This is a genomic window from Cupriavidus sp. FW305-26, assembly GCF_058787975.1.
The window spans coordinates 1-19,943 of sequence record NZ_JBYTAH010000022.1; the positions used below are offsets into that span (position 1 = coordinate 1).

The 19,943-nt window shown below is 67.1% G+C and carries 20 protein-coding genes, 1 tRNA gene and 1 riboswitch; of the genes, 8 read left to right on the plus strand and 13 right to left on the minus strand.

Annotated elements, in window-relative coordinates; all coding sequences use genetic code 11:
• Positions 1–23 precede the first annotated feature (23 nt).
• Genes kynB through kynA form a run of 3 tightly spaced genes read left to right on the plus strand, consistent with a single transcriptional unit; the run spans position 24 to position 2,864 of the window.
• The gene (gene kynB, locus AC3WQZ_RS14280) at positions 24–674 is read left to right on the plus strand and encodes an arylformamidase (RefSeq protein WP_010813723.1); all 651 of its coding nucleotides are present in this window, start codon (positions 24–26) and stop codon (positions 672–674) included.
• Between the two features lie 35 nt (positions 675–709).
• Positions 710–1,966 carry a kynureninase gene (kynU, locus tag AC3WQZ_RS14285; protein WP_492300759.1) on the plus strand — a complete coding sequence of 419 codons (1,257 nt, stop codon included), beginning with the start codon at positions 710–712 and terminating at the stop codon, positions 1,964–1,966.
• 13 nt (positions 1,967–1,979) lie between these two features.
• Positions 1,980–2,864, plus strand: coding sequence for a tryptophan 2,3-dioxygenase (gene kynA / locus AC3WQZ_RS14290; protein ID WP_439670859.1), 885 nt, complete (start codon positions 1,980–1,982; stop codon positions 2,862–2,864).
• Positions 2,865–2,889: 25 nt separating this feature from the next.
• On the opposite strand, the gene AC3WQZ_RS14295 is transcribed toward kynA, so the two are convergent.
• Positions 2,890–3,699, minus strand: a complete 810-nt coding sequence (locus tag AC3WQZ_RS14295; protein ID WP_010813726.1) for an IclR family transcriptional regulator — start codon at positions 3,697–3,699, stop codon at positions 2,890–2,892.
• A gap of 248 nt (positions 3,700–3,947) precedes the next feature.
• On the opposite strand from AC3WQZ_RS14295, the gene AC3WQZ_RS14300 reads away from it, so the two are divergent.
• On the plus strand, positions 3,948–5,141 hold the full coding sequence (locus AC3WQZ_RS14300) for an acyl-CoA dehydrogenase (protein ID WP_010813727.1): 1,194 nt from the start codon (positions 3,948–3,950) through the stop codon (positions 5,139–5,141).
• Positions 5,142–5,292: 151 nt separating this feature from the next.
• Here AC3WQZ_RS14300 and AC3WQZ_RS14305 read toward each other — a convergent pair whose 3' ends face one another.
• A complete protein-coding gene (locus AC3WQZ_RS14305) occupies positions 5,293–5,931 on the minus strand; it encodes a peroxiredoxin (protein ID WP_010813728.1) in 639 nt (212 codons plus the stop codon).
• 256 nt (positions 5,932–6,187) lie between these two features.
• Here AC3WQZ_RS14305 and AC3WQZ_RS14310 point away from each other — a divergent pair, with 256 nt between their 5' ends.
• The 3 genes from AC3WQZ_RS14310 (at position 6,188) to AC3WQZ_RS14320 (ending at position 7,566) form a co-directional block, all read left to right on the plus strand.
• Positions 6,188–6,514: an ElaB/YgaM/YqjD family protein gene (locus AC3WQZ_RS14310; protein WP_010813729.1), complete on the plus strand. Its 327-nt coding sequence runs from the start codon at positions 6,188–6,190 to the stop codon at positions 6,512–6,514.
• Positions 6,515–6,682: 168 nt separating this feature from the next.
• Entirely contained in the window at positions 6,683–7,063 is a 381-nt protein-coding gene (locus AC3WQZ_RS14315) for a phage holin family protein (RefSeq protein ID WP_010813730.1), read from the plus strand.
• Positions 7,060–7,566, plus strand: a complete 507-nt coding sequence (locus AC3WQZ_RS14320; RefSeq protein ID WP_492294865.1) for a DUF3318 domain-containing protein — start codon at positions 7,060–7,062, stop codon at positions 7,564–7,566. The genes AC3WQZ_RS14315 and AC3WQZ_RS14320 overlap by 4 nt, the downstream gene beginning before the upstream one ends.
• Before the next feature lie 21 nt (positions 7,567–7,587).
• Here the strand turns inward: AC3WQZ_RS14320 and AC3WQZ_RS14325 are convergent, their stop codons facing one another.
• The 11 genes from AC3WQZ_RS14325 to ybgC form a co-directional block, all read right to left on the minus strand.
• Positions 7,588–10,488, minus strand: a complete 2,901-nt coding sequence (locus AC3WQZ_RS14325; RefSeq protein WP_492298351.1) for an EAL domain-containing protein — start codon at positions 10,486–10,488, stop codon at positions 7,588–7,590.
• 119 nt (positions 10,489–10,607) lie between these two features.
• Positions 10,608–10,683: transfer RNA gene (locus tag AC3WQZ_RS14330), tRNA-Lys, on the minus strand.
• 56 nt (positions 10,684–10,739) lie between these two features.
• Entirely contained in the window at positions 10,740–11,855 is a 1,116-nt protein-coding gene (locus AC3WQZ_RS14335; RefSeq protein WP_010813733.1) for a YeeE/YedE family protein, read from the minus strand.
• 26 nt (positions 11,856–11,881) lie between these two features.
• Positions 11,882–12,565, minus strand: coding sequence for a 7-cyano-7-deazaguanine synthase QueC (queC, locus tag AC3WQZ_RS14340; protein ID WP_011615849.1), 684 nt, complete (start codon positions 12,563–12,565; stop codon positions 11,882–11,884).
• 127 nt (positions 12,566–12,692) lie between these two features.
• Entirely contained in the window at positions 12,693–13,451 is a 759-nt protein-coding gene (gene ybgF / locus AC3WQZ_RS14345) for a tol-pal system protein YbgF (RefSeq protein WP_010813735.1), read from the minus strand.
• Positions 13,452–13,482: 31 nt separating this feature from the next.
• Positions 13,483–13,989: a peptidoglycan-associated lipoprotein Pal gene (gene pal, locus AC3WQZ_RS14350; protein WP_010813736.1), complete on the minus strand. Its 507-nt coding sequence runs from the start codon at positions 13,987–13,989 to the stop codon at positions 13,483–13,485.
• Positions 13,990–14,004: 15 nt separating this feature from the next.
• The gene (gene tolB / locus AC3WQZ_RS14355) at positions 14,005–15,378 is read right to left on the minus strand and encodes a Tol-Pal system beta propeller repeat protein TolB (RefSeq protein WP_010813737.1); all 1,374 of its coding nucleotides are present in this window, start codon (positions 15,376–15,378) and stop codon (positions 14,005–14,007) included.
• 208 nt (positions 15,379–15,586) lie between these two features.
• Entirely contained in the window at positions 15,587–16,603 is a 1,017-nt protein-coding gene (gene tolA / locus AC3WQZ_RS14360; RefSeq protein ID WP_052181592.1) for a cell envelope integrity protein TolA, read from the minus strand.
• A gap of 36 nt (positions 16,604–16,639) precedes the next feature.
• Entirely contained in the window at positions 16,640–17,083 is a 444-nt protein-coding gene (tolR, locus tag AC3WQZ_RS14365; protein ID WP_010813739.1) for a protein TolR, read from the minus strand.
• A gap of 71 nt (positions 17,084–17,154) precedes the next feature.
• Positions 17,155–17,838: a protein TolQ gene (tolQ, locus tag AC3WQZ_RS14370; RefSeq protein WP_011615851.1), complete on the minus strand. Its 684-nt coding sequence runs from the start codon at positions 17,836–17,838 to the stop codon at positions 17,155–17,157.
• Positions 17,835–18,239: a tol-pal system-associated acyl-CoA thioesterase gene (gene ybgC / locus AC3WQZ_RS14375; RefSeq protein WP_010813741.1), complete on the minus strand. Its 405-nt coding sequence runs from the start codon at positions 18,237–18,239 to the stop codon at positions 17,835–17,837. Before ybgC ends, tolQ begins: the two co-directional genes overlap by 4 nt.
• A 155-nt stretch (positions 18,240–18,394) precedes the next feature.
• A riboswitch (ZMP/ZTP riboswitch) is annotated at positions 18,395–18,540 on the plus strand.
• 124 nt (positions 18,541–18,664) lie between these two features.
• Here ybgC and glyA point away from each other — a divergent pair.
• Positions 18,665–19,912 carry a serine hydroxymethyltransferase gene (gene glyA, locus AC3WQZ_RS14380; RefSeq protein WP_010813742.1) on the plus strand — a complete coding sequence of 416 codons (1,248 nt, stop codon included), beginning with the start codon at positions 18,665–18,667 and terminating at the stop codon, positions 19,910–19,912.
• The last annotated feature ends 31 nt before the right edge of the window (positions 19,913–19,943 follow it).

Sequence of the window (19,943 nt, forward strand, 5' to 3'; positions counted from 1 at the left end):
TTGCAACGGCGCCGCGCACCCTTATGACCGCCCCCAATCAAGACCCGCGCCGGCTGTGGGACATCAGCCCGCCGCTCTCCCCCGCCACCCCGGTCTGGCCCGGCGACACGCCGTTCCAGCAGCAGCCGGCCTGGCAGATGGACGAGCACTGCCCGGTGAATGTCGGCCGCATCACGCTGTCGCCGCACACTGGCGCGCACGCCGACGCACCGCTGCACTACGCCGCCGACGGCGCGCCGATCGGCGCCGTGCCGCTCACGCCCTACCTCGGCACCTGCCGCGTGATCCATTGCATCGGCGCCTCGCCGGTGGTCGAGCCGCGCCATATCGAACACGCGCTGGCCGGCCTGCCGCCGCGCGTGCTGCTGCGCACCTACCGGCAGGCGCCGCTGGCGCAGTGGGACCCGCACTTCTGCGCAGTCGCGGCCGAGACCATCGCGCTGCTGGCCGCGCACGGCGTGCAGCTGGTGGGCATCGACACACCGTCGCTGGACCCGCAGGAATCCAAGACCATGGACGCGCACAACGCCGTGCGCAGGCACGGGCTCGCCATCCTGGAAGGCATCGTGCTGGATGAGGTCGATGCCGGCGACTACGAACTGATCGCGCTGCCGCTGCGCTTTGCCGGGCTCGACGCCAGCCCGGTGCGCGCGGTGCTGCGCAGCCTCGACTGAATCATTCCCGAACAACCCCTGGCCAATCCCACGACATGACGACATTTGACCGCGAGCACTGTATCCGGCTCGACCAGCAAGACCCGCTGCGCCCGCTGCGCGACCAGTTCGCTCTGCCCGAGGGCGTGATCTACCTCGACGGCAACTCGCTGGGCGCGCGCCCGCGCGCCGCCGCCGCTCGCGCCGCCCAGGTGGTGGCCGAGGAATGGGGCGAGGGCCTGATCCGCAGCTGGAACACCGCCGGCTGGTTCGAGCTGCCGCAGCGGCTGGGCAACAAGCTGGCCCCGCTGGTCGGCGCCGGCCAGGATGAGGTGGTGGTGACCGATACCACTTCGATCAACCTGTTCAAGGTGCTGGCCGCGGCGCTGCGCGTGCAGCAGACACGCGACCCGGCGCGCAAGGTGATCGTGTCGGAGGCCAGCAACTTCCCCACCGACCTGTACATCGCGCAAGGCCTGGCCGACCTGCTGCAGCAGGGCTATTCGCTGCGCCTGGTCAATTCGCCGGCCGAGATCGACGCCGCCGTCGGCGCCGACACCGCCGTGCTGATGCTCACGCACGTCAACTACAAGACCGGCGAGATGCTGGACATGGCCTCGCTGACCGAACTCGCCCACGCCCGCGGCGCGCTCACGGTGTGGGACCTGTGCCACTCCGCCGGCGCGGTGCCGGTCAACCTGAAGGCGGCCGGGGCCGACTACGCCATCGGCTGCACCTACAAGTACCTGAACGGCGGCCCGGGTTCGCCCGCCTTCGTGTGGGTCGCGCCGGCGCTGCGCGATGCCTTCTGGCAGCCGCTGTCGGGTTGGTGGGGCCATGCCGCGCCGTTCGCGATGGATCCGCAGTATCGCCCGGTGGAAGGCGTGCGCCGCTTCCTGTGCGGCACGCAGCCTGTGACCTCGCTGGCGATGGTCGAATGCGGCCTGGACATCTTCGCCCAGACCAATGTGCAGGTGCTGCGCGCCAAGTCACTGCTGCTGACCGACCTGTTCATCGAACTGGTGGAGGCGCGCTGCGGCCACCACCCGCTGACGCTGGTCACGCCGCGCAAGCACGCGCGCCGCGGCAGCCAGGTCAGCCTGGAGCACCCGGACGGCTATGCGCTGGTGCAGGCCCTGATCGAGCGCGGCGTGATCGGCGATTACCGCGAGCCGCGCATCGCCCGCTTCGGCTTCACGCCGCTGTACACCAGCTTCGCCGAGGTGTGGGATGCTGTGGAAATCCTGCGCGACGTGCTGGACAGCGGCGCCTATCGCGACGCGCGCTTCCAGACGCGCGGCCAGGTGACCTGATCGGGAGCGCATCATGAGTGAATTCAAGGGATGCCCCTTCTCCGGCGCTGCCAGCGAGGCAGGCACGAAAGCACAGGGCGAGGGCTGGCACGGCGCGCAGATGGACTTCGCCAAGGACATGAGCTATGGCGACTATCTCGGCCTGGACCAGATCCTGAGCGCGCAGCATCCGCTGTCGCCGGACCACAACGAGATGCTGTTTATCGTGCAGCACCAGACCACCGAGCTGTGGATGAAGCTGATGCTGCACGAGCTGCGCGCCGCGCGCGAGTCGGTCAAGGCCGACAGCCTGCCGCCGGCGTTCAAGATGCTGACGCGGGTGTCGCGCATCATGGACCAGCTGGTGCAGGCGTGGAACGTGCTGGCGACGATGACGCCGCCGGAGTATTCCGCGATGCGGCCTTACCTGGGGATGTCGTCGGGCTTCCAGTCGTTCCAGTATCGCGAGATCGAGTTCATTCTCGGCAACAAGAACGCGGCCATGCTGAAACCGCATGCGCACCGGCCGGAGCACCTGGCCTTGGTGGAGACCGCGCTGAAGACGCCGTCGCTTTATGACGAGGCGATCCGGCTGATGGCGCGGCGTGGTTTTGCGGTCGATGCGGATTGCGTGGAGCGCGACTGGACCCAGCCGACTGCGTACAACGCCTCGGTCGAGGCGGCGTGGCTGGAGATCTATCGCAATCCGTCGGCGCACTGGGAACTGTACGAGCTCGGCGAGAAGTTCGTGGACCTGGAGGATTCGTTCCGCCAGTGGCGCTTCCGCCATGTGACCACGGTCGAACGCGTGATCGGCTTCAAGCGCGGCACCGGCGGCACCGAGGGCGTCAGCTACCTGCGCAAGATGCTGGACGTGGTGCTGTTCCCGGAACTGTGGAAGCTGCGCACGGACCTGTAACGCCTGCGCGCGTCGGACCTGGCCGTCACCCCGCCGGGTCCGACAACCTTGCCGCCAGCGCCCGCAACGCCGGCGCCAGCGTCTGGTGGAACACCGACTCATCCACCGCCCCATAGGAGGCACTGCAACTCAGCATGTGCAGCTCCTTCTCCCCCACCGGCCGGAACGCCACCGCACACGCATGGATGGCCGGATGCCAGTCGCGGAACGACGCCGCATAGCCGCGCTGCTGCGCCTCGGCCAGGGCCGCGCGCGTGGCCGTCTCCTGCTGCTTCCACTGCTCCGGAAAAGCCTGGCTGAACTCAGCCATGACCCGCTCGCGCCGCGCCGCCGGCAGCGCGGCCAGGTATGCCCGCCCCATCGAACTGGACACCAGCGACAGCCGCGAGCCCACGCCCAGCCCCAGCATCACGCCCGCATCGTTGCGGATCGATTCCAGGTAGATCACTTCCATGCGCTCGCGCTTGCCCAGCGAGACCGAGACCCCGTATGACTGCGCGAACGCCAACATATGCGGCCGCGCCAGCGACACCACGTCCGACGCCGACAGGTAGGCATAGCCCAGCGCCAGCACGCCGGCATCCAGCGCGTACTTGCCCAGGCTTTCGTCATAGCGCAGGTAACCGAGCTGCACCAGCGTGCCGGCCAGCCGGCTCACCGTGGCCTTGGGGAAGCCGGTGCGGCGCACGAAGTCCTGGTTGCCGAGCATTGCCTCGCCGGTGCGGAAGCAGCGCATCAGCTCCAGCCCGCGCGCCAGCGCGGTGACGAAGTTGGGATCGCTGTCGCGCACCGGCGCGGGCGGCGTGGCATCGGGAGAAAGTGGCGGACTGGTCAAGGCGGCTCCTCTCAGGTCGGCGGTTGTCCGCTCATCGCACAAAGGCATGGGTGTCGGGGGGTTTTGCCTGTTGCACGGCAAAACCATTGCGATATACTAATTCAACGGAACACAGTTCCGCAATGCGGAACCATAAAAACCCTCCGCGAAGATCACCGAACCCGTCATGATTCCCGGAAGCGCCGGTGCGGCAAGCGACCATTCGCCCCGCCCCCGATGCTTCCCCCGCGCTACCGAAGGAGACCTGCATGGCTGCCAACGCCGAATTCCACTGGGCCGACCCCCTGCTGCTGGACCAGCAACTGACCGCCGACGAGCGCATGGTGCGCGACGCCGCCGCGGCGTACTGCCAGGACAAGCTGATGCCGCGCGTGCTGCAGTCGTTCCGCAACGAGAAGACCGACGTGGAGATCTTCCGCGAGATGGGCGAACTGGGCCTGCTCGGCCCCACCATCCCGGAGCAATACGGCGGCCCGGGCCTGAACTACGTCAGCTACGGCCTGATCGCGCGTGAAGTCGAGCGCGTCGATTCGGGCTACCGCTCGATGATGAGCGTGCAGTCGTCGCTGGTGATGGTGCCGATCTTTGAATTCGGCACCGAAGCGCAGAAGCAGAAGTACCTGCCCAAGCTGGCCACCGGCGAATGGATCGGCTGCTTCGGCCTGACCGAGCCGAACCACGGCTCCGACCCGGGCTCGATGGTCACTCGCGCCAAGAAGGTCGACGGCGGCTATGAGCTGACCGGCGCCAAGATGTGGATCACCAACTCGCCGATCGCCGACGTGTTCGTGGTCTGGGCCAAGCTGCAAGGCGACGACGGCAAGGAAGCGATCCGCGGCTTTATCCTCGAAAAGGGCTGGAAGGGCCTGTCGGCACCTGCCATCCACGGCAAGGTCGGCCTGCGCACCTCGATCACCGGCGAAATCGTGCTGGACCAGGTGTTCGTGCCGGAAGAGAACATCATGCCGGGCGTGAGCGGCCTGAAGGGCCCGTTCACGTGCCTGAACTCGGCCCGCTACGGCATCGCCTGGGGCGCGCTGGGCGCCGCCGAATTCTGCTGGCACACCGCGCGCCAGTACACCCTGGACCGCAAGCAGTTCGGCCGCCCGCTGGCCGCCACGCAGCTGGTGCAGAAGAAGCTGGCCGACATGCAGACCGAGATCACGCTCGGCCTGCAAGGCTGCCTGCGCCTGGGCCGCATGAAGGACGAAGGCACCGCCGCGGTGGAAATCACCTCGATCATGAAGCGCAACTCGTGCGGCAAGTCGCTCGACATCGCCCGCGTGGCGCGCGACATGCTGGGCGGCAACGGCATCTCGGATGAGTTCGGCGTGATCCGCCACGTGGTGAACCTGGAGGTGGTCAACACCTATGAAGGCACCCACGACATCCACGCGCTGATCCTGGGCCGCGCCCAGACCGGCCTGCAGGCCTTCTTCTGATCGTCATCCGCGACTTGCGCACAGGCTCTCCGCAGTAAAAAGGCCCGGCTGTAAGGCCGGGCCAAGCACACTACCAAGGAGACGACGAGGCTGCCCCCGTCGATAAAACACCTGTCCTGCACGCCGGCCCCGCCTTCACGCGGGGCCGCGTTCATTTGTTGGGTTGGGGCGTCAGGCGCAGGTACGGACGCACCGCCTGGTAGCCCTTGGGGAATTTCTCGCGGATCACCGCCTCGTCCTTCAGCGAGGGCACGATCACCACGTCGTCGCCGTCCTGCCAGTTGCCCGGCGTGGCCACGCTGTGGTTGTCGGTCAGCTGCAGCGAGTCGATCACGCGCAGGATCTCGTTGAAATTGCGCCCGGTGCTGGCCGGATAGGTGATGATCAGCCGCACCTTCTTCTTCGGGTCGATGATGAACAGCGAGCGCACCGTCAGGGTCTCGTTCGCGTTCGGGTGGATCATGTCGTAGAGTTGCGACACCTTGCGGTCGCCATCGGCCAGGATCGGGAAGTTGACCGTGGTCGACTGAGTCTCGTTGATATCCTGGATCCAGCCGCGGTGCGAGTCCACGTTGTCCACCGACAACGCGATCGCCTTGACGCCGCGGCGTGCGAATTCATCCTTCAGCTTCGCGGTCAGGCCCAGCTCGGTGGTGCACACCGGGGTGTAGTCGGCCGGGTGCGAGAACAGCACGCCCCAGCTGTCGCCAAGCCACGCATGGAAGCGGATGCGGCCTTCGCTCGAATCCTGCTCGAAGTCCGGGGCGATATCGCCAAGACGCAAAGCCATGTTCTGTTCTCCTGATTTCGGGGTGGAACCAGAGTATCCGGATTGATATCCAACCCAAACGAATATAAAGTCACTACAAAATCACTCGAAGTCATAAAGACATTTTGTGACATTGATCACGCGTGCTTTCCGGCATGCTTGCGATACCAGGCACTGCAGAGTCGCGCTTGCTGGCGTGTAGCCTTGAAACCACCGCCGCCCGCCACATATGCTAAGTATCAGACCGACAAATGCCGTTAGCCTCGGAGCGTAGAAAATGTCAGAATCCGCACAAACCGAACCAACCGCCCGCAAACAGGAGAAACTGATGAGCGATGTCAAGACCGTTCTGTCCGACGCCGAGGAACTGCTGAAGCAAGCCGCCTCGACCACCGGGGAAAAGGCCGCCGAACTGCGCGAGCGTGGCATGGGCCTGCTCAAGCAAGCCAAGGAAAAGGCCCAGGACCTGCAAGACGCCGTCGTGACCAAGAGCAAGGCCGCGGCACGCGCCACCGACGACTACGTGCATGACCACCCGTGGCGCGCCGTGGGCGTGGCGGCCGGCGTAGGCCTGCTGATCGGTCTGCTGCTGAACCGCAAGTAAGCGATTCCAACCCGGCGCGGCATGCTGGTGCCGCGCCTGAGCGGCAACCCGGTCATCGGGTTGCCAGTGGCCGGGGCTGGCGGCACGCCATGGCGCCAAACCCGGCCCCGCCTGCTGGAAAGGCGCGTACGGCCTCGCCGTCGCGCCGCTCTTTCACGCCGGAGCCGCATGAGCGAATCCCCCCCTTCCCCCAAGTTCCTCGAATCCGTGCGCAACCTGGCCGGCTCGCTGGTGGCAATGATCCAGACCCGCCTCGAACTCGCCAGCGTGGAGCTTGCCGAGGAACGCACGCGCCTGATGAAGGTCGCGCTGCTGGCCTGCTTCGGCCTGGTGTTCTTTGGCATCGGGCTGGTCACCCTGACCGGGCTGATCGCCATCCTGTTCTGGGACACCTACCGCTGGCAGGCACTGGGCGCACTGACGGTCCTTTATCTGGTGCTGTGCGCGATTTGCCTCGCGTACGCACGCAACCTGGTGCGCAACGCCCCGCCGATGCTGGAGGCCACGCTCGCCGAAATCGACAAAGACCGGGAGATCCTGCGCCGATGAGCCCCCTGGAACCCGACCACAGCACTACCGGACACGACCGCCGCGATCACCCGCGGCGGGCCCGGTTCACGCAAGAGGTGCGCCTGCCGCTGGCGGTGCGCAAGGAACTGCTGCTGACCCGCGCCGCGCTGGAACGCTACGACTGCCTGCAGGCCCTGCATGAGGTGCGGGGTGGCGCGCACCGCCTGGGCACTATTGGCCATTGGCTGCCGCGCATCGCCCGTCCGGGGTCGTGGATGAAAGTGGTCGGCATGACCAAGGACTACCCGCTGCTGAGCACCGTATTGACGCTGGCGCTGCCGCTGGTCAAGCGCACGCCGGTGCTGCGCTGGACCTGGAAGCTGTCCAAGGTCGGCCTGGCAGCCGGCGCCGCCTACTGGGTGTACAACACCTGGCGCGAGGCCAGGCACCAGGCCGTGCCACCGGCAACCGCGCCGACGCCTGCGCCGGCCGGCACCCCGCCCGGCGCCGATACCGGCTTCCGCGATCCGCTCGTTCCCTGACCCGCCGCCGCGCCTGGCGGCTCAGCCCGCCAGCGCCAGCGCCGGCCGGTCACCGGCCTTGGGATCCGCCGGGGCAAACGGCACCGGCGAAGCAATGTGGTAGCCCTGCACCAGGTCCACGCCCAGCTCGCGCAGCCGTTCGAGCATGGCCTCGCCCTCAACGAATTCCGCAATGGTCTGCTTGCCCATGGCGTGGCCGATGCGCTGGATCACCTCCACCATCACCAGGTTGACCGGGTCGGCCAGCATGTCGCGCACGAAGCTGCCGTCGATCTTCAGGTAGGCCGCCGGCAGGTGCTTGAGATAGGTGAACGACGACATGCCCGCGCCGAAGTCATCCAGCGCAAACTTGCAGCCCAGCTGCTGCAACTGCAGGATGAACGCGCCGGCCTGTGCCAGGTTGGAGATCGCCGCGGTTTCCGTGATCTCGAAGCAGATGCCGTCCAGCGCGATGCCGAAGCGCTGCGCCTGCTCGCGCACGAAATCGGGAAACTGGAGGTCCGCCAGCGACGAGCCTGACAGGTTGATCGCGCAGGTGGCAATCTCCGCCTGCCGTCCCGCCAGGGTGCCAAACGCGGTCTCGACCACCCAGCGGTCGATCATCGGCATCAGGTTGTAGCGCTCGCAGGCCGGCACGAAGGCCATCGGCGGCACCAGCCGGCCGCGTTCATCGACCATGCGCAGCAGCAGTTCCACATGACGGCCCGTCTGCGGCAGTGCGCCATCGTGCGCCGGCACGATCTCCTGCGAGTACAGGCAGAAGCGGCCAGCCGCCAGCGCCGCATGCACGCGGCTGACCCACTCCATCTCGCCGTGGCGCGCCTGCACCACGCTGTCCAGCGGATGGTAGACCTGCACACGGTTGCGCCCGCCCTCCTTGGCCACATAGCAGGCCGCGTCGGCCGCGCTCAGCGCCTCGGCGACGTTGACGGTCTGGCGATCCAGCGTCACCAGGCCGATGCTGACACCCAGCGTGAAGGTGCGCTGGCGATGCGCAAAGCGGAAACAGGCAATGGCGTGGCGCAAGGCCTCGGCCACGCGTTCGCCGTCGGCGTGGCCGCATTGCTCCAGCAGCACGCCGAACTCGTCGCCGCCCAGCCGGGCCAGCGTGTCGCTGAGGCGCAGCTGGCTGCGCATGACCTCAGCCATCTGCCGGATCAGTTCGTCGCCGGCGGCATGGCCGCAAGTGTCGTTGACCACCTTGAACTGGTCCAGGTCCAGGTACATCAGCGTATGGGTAGTGCCCTGCACCCGTGCCCGCGTGATCGCCGCGTCCAGCCGGCGCTCGAACTCGGCGCGGTTGACCAGGCCGGTCAGCGCATCGTGGCTGGCCTCGTACGCGAGCCGCGCCGCATGGGCGCGTTCCTGGCTGATATCGTGCAGCACCACCACCACGCCGATGGCCTGCGCGGCACGGTCGCGGATCAGCGCCACCGATGGCTTGACCGCCAGCGCCTGTCCGGGCAGCCCGGACACATCGCGCTGCACCAGCTGCGCCGACCGGCTGCGCCAGCGCTGCCGCAACGCCAGCGTGACAATATCGGGCAGCGGCGCCAGGCTTTCCTCGTCACGCAGCACGCACACGCTGCTCAGCGGCAGGCCGCGGGCGTCGGCTTCGCGCCAGCCGGTCAGGGCCTCGGCCGCGGGATTGAGCGATTCCACGCGCCCCCACACATCGGCTGTCACCACCGCGTCGCCGATGGCCTGCAGCGTGACCTGGGCGCGCTCCTTCTCGGCAAAGAGCTGGGTCTCGTAGCGCTTGTGGTCGGAAATATCCGTGAGCGACCCCGCCATGCGCGCGCGCCGGCGCCCCGCCCCGCGCACCAGCCGGCCGCGGGCGCGCACCCACAGGTAATCGCCGGCGCGGTTGCGCAGGCGGAATTCGGCGTCGTAGGGCTCGCCGCTGCGCAGGTGGTGGGCCAGCTTGGCCTCGAAGGCTGCCAGCTCGGAAGGATGCAGCAGGCCCAGCACGGTTTCGCGCGCATGCGGCAGTTCGGCGTCCTGGTAGCCCAGCATCTGCGCGCAGCGCGGCGAGAAGTACAGCTCGCCGCGGCCGAGATGCCAGTCCCACAGGCCGTCGTTGCTGCCCTCCACCGCCAGCTGCAGCTGCTCTTCGCGCTGCGCCAGCGCCTCGCGCAGCCGGCGCTCGCGCCGCAGCGGCGCCACCGACAGCAGGATCGCCGACATCAGCAGCGCGGCCGCCATCACCGCGCTGCCGGTGGTCAGCAGCCGCGTCACGCGGCGCGAGGCCTGGCCCAGATGGCCCGAAAAGGCCCGCTCCAGCGGCGTCAGCCTGGCGTCGATCTGCACAATATTGCGCAGCACCGGCGCCACGCACTCATCCCCGCAGCCGGGCTGGCTGGTCAGCCGGCGCAGGGTCAGTGCCTGTTCGTGCAGCGCAGAGATCTCGATGTCGCCCGCGGCCCACACGCGGATCGCGGCATCGACCTCCTGGATATGGCGGAAATTCCGGTAGAGCCGCACCATCCGCGCAATGTCTTCGGGGTGGTTGCCGCCGGCAAGCAGCCCTTCATGGATGCGCTCCAGGTCAGGCTCGTCGCGGTCGAGCTCCAGGCGCGCGCGGTGGTCGCCCAGCGGGATCGCGATCGACTCCAGGTATGCCTCGAAATCCGCCGGATCGCGATCCTCGCCGTAGCGCAGCAGGTGCAGCACGGCATTCTTCTGGCCCCTGGACCACTGGCTCTCGCCCGCGACAAAGGCGCGCGCGGCCGACAACAGGTCCAGGCTGGCGATGCTGAACAACGCCAGCGCAACGACCACCGGTACGAACGGCCAGATAATGCGCAGCACGTGCCCGCTGGCCGGCAAGGAAACGCCTGCTTGCCGCATAGGGTCTTGTTGGTGGGCCGTGTCTCGCGGCCGTTCTGATGGACCGCGGTCAACACGCCGCGGCTGGCCCATTGTGCTGCGCAGGCAGGCCTAAGTCTCTACCTCGAACTAGTTAAAGGCCTCCCCCGTTAGCGGGGCATGCCAGACGCAAAAAAGGGCCTGTGGCTTGCGCCACAGGCCCCTCGTAATACTGGTGGGTCGTGCGTGACTCGAACACGCGACCAACGGATTAAAAGTCCGCTGCTCTACCGACTGAGCTAACGACCCGAAAAAACAGAACCGCGATTATAGGGATGCGGTTCTCGATGTGTCAAGCACGCTCCTCAGGCCATGCGCTCCAGACGCCATATCTGGTAGCGGAATGCCAGCACTGCACCGGCCAGGATACCCGCCAGCGCGATAAACGAGCCAAGCGCCAGGGTCGACACACCCGACAGGCCCTGCCCGACCGTGCAGCCCAGCGCGGTCACGCCGCCCGCACCCATCAGGATGCCGCCGACCATATGGTTGGCGACGTCCTCGGCATTGCCGAAGCCTTCCCAGCGGAACGTGCGCGTGGCCAGGGCATAGGCCGCCGCGCCGGCGATCACGCCGAACACGCTGACGATGCCGACCGTCACCACCTTGCTCTTGTCGCTGAACATCATCAGCCAGTCGAGCGTGTAGGCATAGGGTGCGACAAAGCTCAGGCTTTCCATGCGGCCGCTGTTGGTCGAGACGAACAGTTCCTCAAGCGTATTGGGGTCTTCGGCTACATAGCCGAGGTGGCCCGAGACATACCACATTGCCACGATGATCAGCCCGACGCCGATGCCGCCAAGCAGGTTGTCGAACGAGCGGAAGCCGCGGCCCGCCAGCGCCCACAGCACCAGCACGCCGCCCAGCGCCAGGCCCAGGCCCAGCTGCAGCGCGCCGCGCGCGAGCCCCGTGCCCTGCGCCAGCATGGACGGCAGGTCTTGCGTAGTGGGCAGCGTCAGCGCCACCGCATCGACGGTATTCACTCGCACCACGCCGAACAGCCCGCGCAGCGTCATGTAGGCCGACAGGCCCAGGAAGACAAAGACCACCAGCGACTTCAGGTTGCCTGCGCCGATACGCACCAGCGTCTTGCTGCCGCAGCCCGACGCCAGCACCATGCCGAAGCCGAACATCAGCCCGCCGGCCAGCGCCGACAGCCAGCCCAGCTTGCTGGCGGTGTAGATGGTCTTGGTAGGGTCGATCGCGCCGGTCCAGGCGAGCACGCCGGTGCCGATCATGGCCACGCCGATCGCCAGCACCCACATGCGCATGCGGCTCCAGTCGCCCATGTTGACGATGTCAGAGACCGCGCCCATGGTGCAGAAGTGCGTGCGCTGCAGCACGGCGCCAAACAGGAAGGTCAGGATGAACGTGCTCAGCAGCACGGTGCGCGAGAGCGCGGCGAGGTCGATTTCAGGCATGTAGGGGCGTGGACGTCGGCTTGTGATCAGGCAGCGGCCTGGTAGCGGGTGGGATCGGGCACACCGGCGGCTTCAAAGCCGGCCCGGCGGATGCGGCACGAATCGCACACGCCGCAGGCGCGGCCGTCGTCGTCGGCCTGGTAGCACGACACCGTCAGGCTGTAGTCCACCCCCAGCGCGATGCCGGCACGGATGATCTCGCCCTTGGTCATGTCGATGATGGGCGCATGCACGCGGAAGCGGTCGCCCTCGACCCCGGCCTTGGTGGCGAGGTTGGCCAGCGTCTCATAGGCCGCAACGTATTCCGGGCGGCAGTCCGGGTAACCGGAGTAGTCGACCGCGTTGGCGCCGAAGAACAGGTCGCGCCCGCCGACGGCCTCGGCCCAGCCGAGCGCCAGCGACAGCATGATGGTGTTGCGCGCCGGCACGTAGGTGACCGGGATGCCGTCGGAAGCGCCGTCGGTCGGCACCGCCAGCGCGTCGTCGGTCAGCGCCGAGCCGCCGAAGCGGCGCAGGTCCAGGTCGATGATCTCGTGGCGGGTGGCGCCCAGCGCAGCCGCCACGCGCCTGGCGGCTTCCAGCTCAGAGGAGTGGCGCTGGCCATAGCGCATCGACAGCGCATAGGTCTCGAAGCCCTGGGCGCGGGCCATGGCGAGTACGGTGGCGGAGTCTAGTCCGCCGGACAGCAGGACGATGGCGCGTTTGGTCATGATGGGAAGCGCGCCGCCTCGGCGCGCAAAAGATTCAGGCGAATCGGGTATTTTAGCGCGACCCAAGAAAAAGGCCCGCCGAAGCGGGCCTTGCAGACAGGACCGGGCAAGCCGGCCGCTTCCGGTGTTATTTCAACGTCTTCAGCCGGTTGCTGGCCGCCTGAGCGCCTTCGGTGCCCGGATACTTGGCCACCACCTGCTCCAGCGTCTTGCGCGCGGCCGCCTTCTGGCCGGACTCGAGCTGGTTGTTGGCGACCGCGATCATCGCGTCCGGCACCTTGGGATGCGTCGGGTTGTTATTGATCATCGTCTGCAGCACCGAGGTGGAGCCCTTGTAGTCGCGCTGCGCATACAGCGAGTTGCCGAGCCAGTACTGCGCCAGCGGCACGTACGGGCTCTGCGGGTACTTCTTGACGAAAGCCGAGAACGAACTCCCGGCGCTCTTGAAGTCGCCCGCCTGGAACTGCTTGAGCGCGGCATCGTATTCGGGCTTTTCGCCCGGCTGCGACAGGCCTTCGCGGCCTTCGACCGTAACCTGCTGCGGCTCGAATTTCTTCAGGCGCGCGTCCAGGTCGGCGTAGTAGTCCTTCTGCTGCTTCTGCAGCGTGTCCACCGTGTTCTGCAGCACTTCGTTCTGGCCGCGCAGCCGCGCCACTTCCTGGCGCAGGCCCTCGAGCTGGTTCTGCATGTCGAGCGTGGTGCGGCTGTTCTGCTCGATGCGCTGCGTCGCGGTCGCCTGGAAACCGTTGAACTGGTCGCGCAGGCTGATGACCGCCTTGCGCGCCTCGTCATCATCGAACACTCCGGCATGCGCCTGCGACAGCGGCAGCATGCCGCCGCCGGCGACGGCGGCGAGCCACAACAGGGTGGAAACGCGTGCTTTCATGAAAGGCAGTCCAGAGATCAGAGATCAGAGATCAGTAGTTGATGTCCGCGCGGCGGTTTTCGGCCCACGAGGCTTCATCATGGCCGGTGGCCTTGGGCTTTTCCTTGCCCAGGCTGACGGCTTCCATCTGGCCGTCGGGCACGCCCATCGAAGCCAGCGAGCGGCGCACGGCTTCGGCGCGCTTCTGGCCCAGCGCCAGGTTGTACTCGCTGGTGCCGCGTTCGTCGGTGTTGCCCTGGATCAGGATCTTGCGGCCCTTGTTCGAGCCCAGGTACTTGGCGTGCTCGCCCAGCATGCCCTGGTAGTCGGACTTGACCGTGTAGCTGTCGAAGTCGAAGTACACGCTGCGCTTGGCCAGCGGGCTGTTCGGATCGTTGAGCGGATCGGCGGCCGTGACCGGGGTCACTGCGCGCGGATCGGCACCGGTGCCCGCGCCGGCACCGGCTTTGGCGGTGTCGTCCAGCTTGACGCCGGAACTGCAGGCGCCAAGGGCCAGCAGTGCGGCAACGGCAAGGGTTTTGCTCATCAGTTGGGGCATGGTGAATGACTCCTGTTATTGCATGAAAGGACCCCAGGACGGCTCGCGAACATCGCCGGACTGGAGGGACAGAACCTGCCGGGTACGCCCGTCAGTGGAAACCGCCGCCAGCACCGCGCGACCGCCCACGCGGGTGGCATAGAGGATGTACTTGCCGTTGGCGGCAAAGCTGGGCGCTTCGTCGTTGGCCGTATCGGTCAGCGACGTCACGTCGCCGTTGCTCAGGTCCTGCAGCTGCAGCTTGAAGCCGCCCGCGCGCGAGATGTACGCCAGGTACTTGCCGTCCGGCGAAACCCGCGGGCTGACGTTGTAGCTGCCCTTGAAGGTGACACGTTGCGCACCGCCACCTTCCTCGCCGGAAGCGGGCATGCGGTAGACCTGCGGCGCACCGCCGCGGTCGCTGGTGAAGTAGATGCTCTTGCCGTCCGGAGAATACTGCGGCTCGGTGTCGATGGCGCTGCTGCGCGAGAGGCGGCGGATGCCGGAACCGTCGGCATTGACCTGGTAGACCTGGGTATTGCCGTCTCGCGACAGCGCCAGCGCCAGGTGCCGGCCATCAGGCGACCACGACGGCGCGCTGTTGTTGCCCTTCTGGTTCGACACCAGGGTGCGCTTGCCGCTGGCCAGGTCGTGCACATACACCACCGGCTTCTTGGCCTCGAACGAAACATAGGCCACGCGCGCGCCGTCCGGCGACCACGACGGCGAGATGATCGGCTCGTTGCTGGTCAGCGCCACCTGCGCGTTCTGGCCATCGGAGTCGGAAATCAGCAGCTGGTAGCGGCCGCCGACCTTCGACACGTAGGACAGGCGCGTGGCAAACACGCCGCGCTCGCCGAGCAGCTTTTCATAGATGTAGTCGGCGATCTTGTGCGCGGTCACGCGCAGCTGGGACTGGTTGACGGTAAAGGCCAGCCCGCCCAGGCTCTGGCCCTTGACGGTGTCGTACAGGCGGAAGCGGACCTCATACTTGCCGCCGGCGGCCGGGGTCACGCTGCCGGCGACGAAGGCATCGGCGCCGCGCGACTTCCAGCTGCCCAGGTCGACATTGGCGGATTCCGCCACCGTGGCGCCGCCCGGATCGACATTGCGCAAGCGCCCGCTGCGCGCCAGGTCGGCGCGGATGATCGCGGTCAGGTTCTGCGGGGCCTGGGCCTCGCCCTGGAAGTTGGCGGTCGCAACCGGGATCTGGCTGGAGCCGACCCCGGAGATCTCAACGTTGAGTTGCGCGTGCGCGGCGCCGGCTGCCATCGTCATCGCCGCGGCCAGCCAGGCCATCAGCGCGCGGCGGCCGGCCAGCGGATGCCGGCCGATGGCGCGTTGGGATTCGGGTTGGGTTGCGTTGTGCCGCCTCGCGGACAGCCAGTTGGGGGCCCAAAGCTTTCGCATGCTGCTCCTCAGTCGATTTCAAGTTTCGTCGGGCACGGCAGGCAATCGGCAACACGGGCAAATGCGGCATTGCAGCGCGTGGCGCATGCCCCGTCTGCATGCGTATCGCACCCTGCCGGCCGCGTCAGGCAACCTGTCATGCTAGCGCTGGGACCAAGACCCGGCCATGAAGGTTGCATTATGTTGCAAATCATGCCGCCCAGGCCACTCAGTCCTTCGGACGGAAGGTAATGGTGAAGCTGGCCGGCGCCTTGCCGTTCTCATCACGCGGCAGCGGGTCGGAACGTTCCACCGCGCGCAGCACGGCATTATCCCAGCCCGAGTTGCCGCTGGACTTGGACAGCCGCGCCGACAGCAGCGAACCATCCGGCGCCAGCTGCACCGACACCACCGCGGTCGGGTTGCCCGGCACGTCCTCGCCAAAGACGATATTCGGCTTGACGCGGCGGCGCACGCGGTCGGCATAGCCCGGCGACGCCTTGCCACCGCCGCCGGCACCCGCGCCGGCCGTACTGCCCACGCCGCCGCCGCCCGCGCCGGAGCCGCCGGCCAGCGCCTGCAGGCGCGCCAGCTCGCTCTTGCGCTGGGCATTGGCCGCAGCCTCGCGCTTGGCCTTGGCGTCGGCATCCGCCTTGGCCTTGGCCTTGTTCTCGGCGTCAGCCTTGGCCTTGGCGTCCGCCTGGGCCTTGGCCCTGGCGTCCGCTTCCTTGCGTTCTGCTTCCTTGCGCTCGGCCTGTTCCTTGCGCTGCTGTTCCTGCTGCGCTGCCTTCTTCTTCGCGTCGTCCTTGCGCTGGGCTTCCTTGCGCTCGGCCTCGCGCTGCTCCGCTTCCTTGCGCGCGGCTTCCTTGCGTTCCGCCTCTTTGCGCTCGGCTTCCTTGCGGGCAGCCGCCTGCTTGCGCTCGGCCTCTTCGCGCGCCGCCGCCTCGGCACGGCGCTTCTGGCGTTCCAGCGCGATGTCGGCGTCGTCCTCGACCTTGCTCTTCACCTCGGGCAGCGGCGGGGCCGGGCGCGGCTGCACCACCGGCTCCGGCGGCGGGGGCGCGGTGGCGGCCGGAATCTCTTCCCACAGCTCGGCCTCGGCGCCGACGGGGGTGCTGCTCTGCAAGCGCACGCCGTAGTACAGCACGACAGCCAGCAGCATGTGCATGAAGAGCGCGAACAGGAAGGAACGCAGGGTTCCCCGCTCCTTGACCGGCTGGTAGGGATAGGCGGCGACGGTCTTCATCAGGCGCAACGGCAATCAGATAGGCGCTTCAATGCGTCAGGAGGTCTTGGACTTGACCATCAGGCCGACGCGCTTGACGCCGTCGGCTTTCAGGATCGACATCACGTCCAGCACCGCCTCATACTTGACCGCGCGGTCGGCGGCAATCACCACCGGCTGGTCGGGATTCTCGTTCTGGCGCTGGTGCACGAAGTCGAGCAGGCCCTGCTTGTCGAGCTTGCGCTCGAAGGCATTGCCGGCGCTGTCCTTGCCGCGCGCGGTCAGCTGGCCACTCTCGTGCACGGTGACTACGATCGGCGGCGCCTTCTGCTGCGGCGTGGCGTTGGCCACGGTGGGCAGGTCGACGGTGGCGGGGCTCACGATCGGCGCCGCCACCATGAAGATGACCAGCAGCACGAGCATGACGTCGATGTACGGCACGACATTGATGTCGGCGCTGGCCCGGCGGCGCGAGCCGCCACGGCGCTGAATGGCTGCCATTGCAGGACTCCTGGAAACGCCGGCCCGGGCTTGCGCCCGGACCGTCTGGATTAGATTCGATACGTGTGCGGTTAGCGTGCCTGCCGTTGCAGGATGTTCAGGAACTCTTCCATGAAGCTCTCGAACCGGATCGCCAGGCGGTCGATCTCCGTGGCATAGCGGTTGTAGGCGATCACAGCGGGAATGGCAGCGAACAGGCCGATCGCGGTCGCCACCAGCGCCTCGGCAATACCGGGGGCCACCGATGCGAGCGTCGCCTGCTGCACATTCGACAGGCCGCGGAAAGCGTTCATGATCCCCCAGACCGTGCCGAACAGGCCGATATACGGGCTCACCGAACCCACCGACGCCAGGAACGGCAGATGCGATTCCAGCACATCCATCTCGCGCTGGTAGGCCGCGCGCATCGCGCGCCGGGCCGCATCGAGCAGCGCGCCGGCTTCGTTGCCGCGCTCGCGCGCCTTCAGGAACTCGCCCATGCCGGATTCAAAGATCCGCTCCAGCGCGCCGGTGTTGTGGCGGTTGTTGACGGCACTGTTATATAGCGCCTGCAGGTCGCCGCCGGCCCAGAAGTCGCGTTCGAACCCCTCGGTCTGGGTGCGCGCCGAGCGCAGCGCCAGGTGCTTGCGGAAGATATAGGTCCACGAAAACAGCGACATGACGAGCAACAGCGCCATGACGGCCTGTGCCAGCAGGCTGGCGTGGAGCACCAGCGTTACGATCGACATGTCTTGCGTGACGGTCACGGGATTCATCGTGCGGACTTGATGGTAGCTAGAACGGGGTCGGGAATCGGGGCGGGACGGAAAGTGCTTCGATCGACACACCCAACACGGATCGCGCCAGAGGCCAGCATCAGCTCGCCACGCCAGGCTTCCTGGGTGAACTGGACCGACGCCGGGCCGACCCGGTCGATGCGCGTGCGGATCTCGAGCTGGTCATCCAGCCGGGCGGGCGCATTGTAGTCCACTGCCGTGCTGCGGACGATAAAGACCACGCCCGCCTCGTCGGCGAGCGATTGCTGCTCGATGCCGAGCGCACGCAGCCACTCGGTGCGGGCGCGCTCGAAGAACTTCAGGTAGTTGGCGTAGAACACTACGCCGCCCGCGTCGGTGTCTTCCCAGTACACCCGCAGGGTCCAGACAAAGTTTGTCATGGCCGCAATTGTAACGGAGAGCGATAGCGGTTTCGTGTAAACCCGCATGACGACTTTGCAACAGCAAGTTGCTGGCCAGCCCTTGCCAGCGCTTGCCTGGCGGGGCCGACGGCTTGCGGCGGGCGCCCGCCTCGCGCTACACTGCGCGCAACCATTCCATCTTGCGCGACTGGCGAAGTCAGTGGGCACTACCACGAGGAAGCGCAAGTTCTCTGGCGTGACGTTCATTACGCGTTCGCGTAACGTTCAGCACGCCTAGGCGTGAAGTTGCTTGCGCCTGCCGCTCGCCTGGGCAGCGAATGGGAAGCAGGGTGCGCCCTGCACCGACGGTTAGAAGCCGCCGGTGCTGGTCGCCGCTAGCCTTCCCCGCGCGCCCTACCCCCGATGCGTGAATCGGATTCCCTATTTTTCAGACGAGTTTCGCCATGTTCGAACGCAGCCGTTTTACGATCGACCAGATCGACCCCGAGGTCTTTGCCGCCATCCAGCAGGAGAACCAGCGCCAGGAAGACCACATCGAGCTGATCGCCTCCGAGAACTACACCTCGCCGGCCGTGATGGCCGCCCAGGGTTCGCAGCTGACCAACAAGTACGCCGAGGGCTATCCCGGCAAGCGCTACTACGGCGGTTGCGAGTACGTCGACGTCGTCGAGCAGCTGGCCATTGACCGCGTCAAGCAGCTGTTCGGCGCCGAAGCCGCCAACGTGCAACCCAACTCGGGCTCGCAGGCCAACCAGGGCGTGTACTTCGCCGTGCTCAAGCCGGGCGACACCATCATGGGCATGAGCCTGGCCGAAGGCGGCCACCTGACCCACGGCATGGCCCTGAACATGAGCGGCAAGTGGTTCAACGTGGTCAGCTACGGCCTGAACGCCCAGGAAGACATCGACTACGACGCGCTGGAAAAGCTGGCCCAGGAGAAGAAGCCCAAGCTGATCATCGCCGGCGCCTCGGCCTTCGCGCTGCGCATCGACTTCGAGCGCATCAGCAAGGTTGCCAAGTCGATCGGCGCTTACTTCATGGTCGACATGGCCCACTACGCCGGCCTGATCGCCGCGGGTGTCTACCCGAACCCGGTGCCGCACGCCGACTTCGTCACCACCACCACGCACAAGAGCCTGCGCGGCCCGCGCGGCGGCGTGATCCTGATGAAGGCCGAGCACGAGAAGGCCATCAACTCGGCGATCTTCCCCGGCATCCAGGGCGGCCCGCTGATGCACGTAATCGCCGGCAAGGCCGTCGCCTTCAAGGAAGCGCTGACGCCTGAGTTCAAGGAATACCAGCAGCAAGTGGTGAAGAACGCCGCCGTGCTGGCCGAGACCCTGATCGCGCGCGGCCTGCGCATCGTCTCGGGCCGCACCGAAAGCCACGTGATGCTGGTTGACCTGCGCGCCAAGAACATCACCGGCAAGGAAGCCGAGCGCATCCTGGGCGAGGCGCATATCACCGTCAACAAGAACGCCATCCCCAACGATCCGGAAAAGCCGTTCGTGACCTCGGGCATCCGCCTGGGCTCGCCGGCCATGACCACGCGCGGCTTCAAGGAAGAAGAAGCCCGCATCGTCGGCAACCTGATCGCCGATGTACTGGACAACCCGCACGACGCCGCCAATATCGCCAGCGTGCGCGAGCAGGCGGCAGCCCTGACCAAGCGTTTCCCGGTCTACGGCTGATGCATCGAGGCCGCCCATGCGGATTCCGCAT

What these genes read in the sequence shown, in the direction of transcription:
- glyA (WP_010813742.1), top strand. Translation starts at nt 18,665, where the DNA reads ATGTTCGAACGCAGCCGTTTTACGATCGACCAGATCGACCCCGAGGTC.
- tolR (WP_010813739.1), bottom strand. Translation starts at nt 17,083, where the DNA reads ATGGCAGCCATTCAGCGCCGTGGCGGCTCGCGCCGCCGGGCCAGCGCC.
- ybgF (WP_010813735.1), bottom strand. Translation starts at nt 13,451, where the DNA reads ATGAAAGCACGCGTTTCCACCCTGTTGTGGCTCGCCGCCGTCGCCGGC.
- AC3WQZ_RS14335 (WP_010813733.1), bottom strand. Translation starts at nt 11,855, where the DNA reads ATGCCTGAAATCGACCTCGCCGCGCTCTCGCGCACCGTGCTGCTGAGC.
- tolA (WP_052181592.1), bottom strand. Translation starts at nt 16,603, where the DNA reads ATGAAGACCGTCGCCGCCTATCCCTACCAGCCGGTCAAGGAGCGGGGA.
- kynA (WP_439670859.1), top strand. Translation starts at nt 1,980, where the DNA reads ATGAGTGAATTCAAGGGATGCCCCTTCTCCGGCGCTGCCAGCGAGGCA.
- AC3WQZ_RS14320 (WP_492294865.1), top strand. Translation starts at nt 7,060, where the DNA reads ATGAGCCCCCTGGAACCCGACCACAGCACTACCGGACACGACCGCCGC.
- ybgC (WP_010813741.1), bottom strand. Translation starts at nt 18,239, where the DNA reads ATGACAAACTTTGTCTGGACCCTGCGGGTGTACTGGGAAGACACCGAC.
- AC3WQZ_RS14300 (WP_010813727.1), top strand. Translation starts at nt 3,948, where the DNA reads ATGGCTGCCAACGCCGAATTCCACTGGGCCGACCCCCTGCTGCTGGAC.
- kynB (WP_010813723.1), top strand. Translation starts at nt 24, where the DNA reads ATGACCGCCCCCAATCAAGACCCGCGCCGGCTGTGGGACATCAGCCCG.
- AC3WQZ_RS14305 (WP_010813728.1), bottom strand. Translation starts at nt 5,931, where the DNA reads ATGGCTTTGCGTCTTGGCGATATCGCCCCGGACTTCGAGCAGGATTCG.
- AC3WQZ_RS14310 (WP_010813729.1), top strand. Translation starts at nt 6,188, where the DNA reads ATGTCAGAATCCGCACAAACCGAACCAACCGCCCGCAAACAGGAGAAA.
- queC (WP_011615849.1), bottom strand. Translation starts at nt 12,565, where the DNA reads ATGACCAAACGCGCCATCGTCCTGCTGTCCGGCGGACTAGACTCCGCC.
- kynU (WP_492300759.1), top strand. Translation starts at nt 710, where the DNA reads ATGACGACATTTGACCGCGAGCACTGTATCCGGCTCGACCAGCAAGAC.
- AC3WQZ_RS14325 (WP_492298351.1), bottom strand. Translation starts at nt 10,488, where the DNA reads ATGGGCCAGCCGCGGCGTGTTGACCGCGGTCCATCAGAACGGCCGCGA.
- tolB (WP_010813737.1), bottom strand. Translation starts at nt 15,378, where the DNA reads ATGCGAAAGCTTTGGGCCCCCAACTGGCTGTCCGCGAGGCGGCACAAC.
- pal (WP_010813736.1), bottom strand. Translation starts at nt 13,989, where the DNA reads ATGCCCCAACTGATGAGCAAAACCCTTGCCGTTGCCGCACTGCTGGCC.
- AC3WQZ_RS14315 (WP_010813730.1), top strand. Translation starts at nt 6,683, where the DNA reads ATGAGCGAATCCCCCCCTTCCCCCAAGTTCCTCGAATCCGTGCGCAAC.
- tolQ (WP_011615851.1), bottom strand. Translation starts at nt 17,838, where the DNA reads ATGAATCCCGTGACCGTCACGCAAGACATGTCGATCGTAACGCTGGTG.